The organism is Hymenobacter sp. H14-R3 (genome assembly GCF_030063445.1).
GTDB lineage: Bacteria > Bacteroidota > Bacteroidia > Cytophagales > Hymenobacteraceae > Hymenobacter.
In genome coordinates this window covers 1-923 of the sequence record NZ_JASITD010000082.1, presented here as the reverse complement: position 1 = coordinate 923, position 923 = coordinate 1, and the positions used below count along the sequence as shown (strand labels likewise).

Below are 923 nucleotides of genomic sequence, written 5' to 3'. Positions count from 1 at the left end.
GTTGGAGTATACGCTACCTATTCGGTCCCCTCAGGACCAGTTTCAGCCCTTCGCCATCATGCCTGGCGGCACGCCCTACACCGTCTCCAACGAGGGCGTCACGCTCAAGCGGCCGTGAGGTACGTCTGAGGTGGTCGGGTAAATGTGGACAGAATAGGGTCTTATCTTTCGAATGTCATGAAAGACAGCTCCCAACCTAGTAAACGCCGGCGCTACGATGCCGCCTTCCGGGCCGAAGCCCTGCGCCTGGCCGGTGAAAGCCGCTCGACCCAAGCCGCGGCGCGTGCCATGAACATCGACCCCAAACGCATCTACAAGGGGTTGCGTTAGTAATTGGACAAAGAATTGCGTTAAGCAGCCAAGATCTTGATTAACAGTGAATTTTGAGTAACGTTCGGCTGCCTACCCTTGCTGTTTGCCTTGGTAAAGATGCTCCCTGCCTCTCCCAATCGCCTCGTGTTGAATGCCAGGATAGGAGCACAAAAACGAGGGATTTCGGGTACCAGCTACTTCCTGCCTCTACTGAGCTGTATGCTCGGCGAAACGCGGTACCCCAAACCCGTAGCGGTAATCAAAGTACCCGAAAGGCCCTTTTTATAGATTTCTGGTACCTAAACTACGTTCACTACCCAGTCGAGTAACGGGTAGAGCAACTAACCATTCAGGGCTACTCTTGGCAGATTGCTTCACGCAGGCTGGCCTTTCTGCGTTTGAAGTCAAAGGCCGTTTTCCCTATTTGTCGCCTTACAGTAATTCTTTGTCCAACTACTAACGCAACCCCACTATGGCATCGTAGTTTTCGAGCAACTGAGAGATGTCTTCGTGGTGGATGTCGTGCAGCTTGTTGCGGTTAAAATTGGAGCAGACGTGGAGGGCGTGCTGGCTGGTCCAGAAGATTTCGTACTCGTGGCCCTCATAAAGGA

1 protein-coding gene is annotated in these 923 nt (G+C 53.0%); it reads left to right on the top strand.

Going from position 1 to position 923, the window contains the following annotated elements; genetic code table 11:
- The first annotated feature begins 177 nt into the window (after positions 1 to 177).
- Positions 178 to 330, top strand: a complete 153-nt coding sequence (locus QMK33_RS23390; RefSeq protein WP_283567047.1) for a transposase — start codon at positions 178 to 180, stop codon at positions 328 to 330.
- The last annotated feature ends 593 nt before the right edge of the window (positions 331 to 923 follow it).